The 2,295-nt window shown below is 64.7% G+C and carries 2 protein-coding genes and 1 pseudogene; 1 reads left to right on the top strand and 2 read right to left on the bottom strand.

Going from position 1 to position 2,295, the window contains the following annotated elements:
• Nucleotides 1-39 precede the first annotated feature (39 nt).
• Nucleotides 40-704, top strand: a pseudogene (locus EP26_RS30535) (SDR family NAD(P)-dependent oxidoreductase).
• Between the two features lie 20 nt (nt 705-724).
• Here the strand turns inward: EP26_RS30535 and EP26_RS30540 are convergent.
• Together EP26_RS30540 and EP26_RS30545 are read right to left on the bottom strand one after the other, a co-directional pair.
• Entirely contained in the window at nt 725-1,555 is an 831-nt protein-coding gene (locus EP26_RS30540; protein ID WP_245624581.1) for a tripartite tricarboxylate transporter substrate binding protein, read from the bottom strand.
• Between the two features lie 344 nt (nt 1,556-1,899).
• A complete protein-coding gene (locus tag EP26_RS30545; RefSeq protein ID WP_245624582.1) occupies nt 1,900-2,154 on the bottom strand; it encodes a hypothetical protein in 255 nt (84 codons plus the stop codon).
• Nucleotides 2,155-2,295 lie beyond the last annotated feature (141 nt).

Here is a 2,295-nt window from a genome sequence, read left to right on the forward strand (position 1 = left end):
GGAGCGGGGCGGAATATTGGGCGCGCAATCGCGCTGCGCCTGGCGGGCGACGGGGCTACGGTTGTGGTCAACGGACGCACCGATCGGATGGCGGTAGAAGCGGTGGTGGATGAGATCACCGTCAAGGGTGGTAAAGCGCTTCCCTATATCGCTGATGTTGCCAACCCGCATGCAGTGGCGCAGATGGCGGAGGAGGTAGCAGCGACGTTCGGCGGCATAGACATCGCCGTCGCCAATGCTGGACTAAGGCGCCAGACTCCTTTTCTAACCATGACGCTCCAAGAATGGCGGGAAATCATGGCGGTCGCGCTCGATGGCGCCTTCATCTTGGCGCAAGGCGTTGTGCCGCAAATGATCCGGCGCGGTGGCGGCGCTTTGGTCGGTTTGTCGGGCATCTCGGCACGCCGCACCGCGCCCACGTCTCAGCCTCGAAGGCTGGTTTGGAAGGGCTGATGCGCGCGCTCGCGGTTGAGTTGGCGCCACACAATATCCGATGCAACTGCGTAGCGCCGGGCCCGATCAACACCCTGCGTCGTGCTTCGGCTGGCGCGATGCCCGCTACGCTGGTTGAGGGCGGGGTGCCGCTAGGGCGCAAGGGATCGGTAGGGGAAGTAGCCGCCATCGTCCGGATGCTGGTGGGTCCCGAGGCCGGCTACGTCACCGGCCAAACCATTCATGTCAATGGCGGAGCTTTTCTGACCTAAACCGTCAGCAGGCTGCCGCCTCAACCGCTCCAGGGCCGAACTTTCCAGATTGCACGGACTGAGGTTTCGACCTGCGCCGCCATGTCGCGATAGGCGGTGCCAACCAGTGGTCGCAAAGGCAGAGAGGCTCGCTCGGCCTCCCGTGTAAAAGCTGGATCGGCGAAGGCTGCTGTGAAGGCCCGCTCCAGGCGCGTGCGGATGTCAGGCGGCAGGCCCGGCGGTCCGGCGATGCCTCGGGCAGACCCGGCAACGATGTCGTAGCCGCGCTCGCGGAAAGTTGGAACGTCCGGGGCGGCTTCCCAACGGCGCTCTGCGGCTTGGCCGAGCGCCCGCACTCGGCCCTCACGCATGGCCGACAGGATCTCTGCCATATTGCCAACGCCAAGCTCAATATGGTTACCAAGGACCTGTGCCAGGAGTGGCGCCGAGCCGGCAAAGGGTGCGTGGTTCATGGGCTGTAGCCCCGCCAGCCCTTCCAAAGTGAGCATGAGCAGGTGATCATCGGAGCCGACGCCCGTGGTGCCGTAGTTGATCTGCCCCGGCCTAATTCTGGCTGCCTGCACCAAGTCCTGAAGCGATTGAATCGGCGAGTTGGTGGCGACGTAGATGGTGCCCGGATCGTCGACGACATTCGCAAGAAAGCTGAAGTCAAGCGGTCGATAGCGAACTTGGCGTTCGAGCGGGAAGGTGCTGATCGCCGGCACCGTCAGCGCGCCCAAGACGTAGCCGTCTGGCGCCGCGTTAAACAAAGCTTCAAAGCCCACCTGTCCGCCGGCGCCGGCACGGTTGGTGACAACGAAACGCGCCCCCGGCAGGTGCTGCGCCACGAAGGGCAGGGTGACACGCGCCATGATGTCTACCCCGCCTCCTGGCGGATAGGGCACGATGACCTCGATAGGACGCTCTCCTGGCCAGCTGCCTTGGGCCCGAAGGTGTGTCGAGGTAGCGAGAAGGGCGCCAGTCGCGCCGAGCATGCGGCGGGATATCATAGCGGTTCTTTCCTCCCGGTTTTGCCCCTGAGGGTGCGGGTTGGGCTGCATAGGGTCAAGCAGGCGCTCCGAGCTCTACTGCCGGACCAGAGCCGTATGCTGCTTATCCCATGCCACTGATAAGGGCTCCATCAGCCTCAGCAACGTCATCTGCTCGGGCAGCCTTCCATCCAGGACCGCCTCGACTAGATCCGGCGCGAGCAGCGTCAGCCGCAGGAGCGAGCCGAGGTACCCCGCTCGATCTGCTCCGCCGCCGCCATCTCGCTAATCGAGGCATACCGCCCCTCCTCCAGCAGCCGCTGATATCGGAAGGCCCGAGCCAACGCCTTCACCAGCGCCGGATCAGCTCGGGTGGCCACAGCCGGCGCACCCTCCTGTACGGGCGTCACCACCGTCTTCCGTCCTGGCCGGCGCCGGATAGCGAGCGGCACCCGGACCGTGATGCTGGCTGTCGCGCTCATGCCGCCACGCGTTCAATATCGGGTGCAGCTGCGCCAAGATCTCGTACGAGACTAGTGCACTGACCCAGACGGAGGATTCACAGCGGGCCGCTGCGGTGGAATTCTCCGGCTATGGCCCAGACCGTCAGTGTCATCGTTGGA

The sequence above is a fragment of the Belnapia moabensis DSM 16746 genome (genome assembly GCF_000745835.1).
Lineage (GTDB): Bacteria > Pseudomonadota > Alphaproteobacteria > Acetobacterales > Acetobacteraceae > Belnapia > Belnapia moabensis.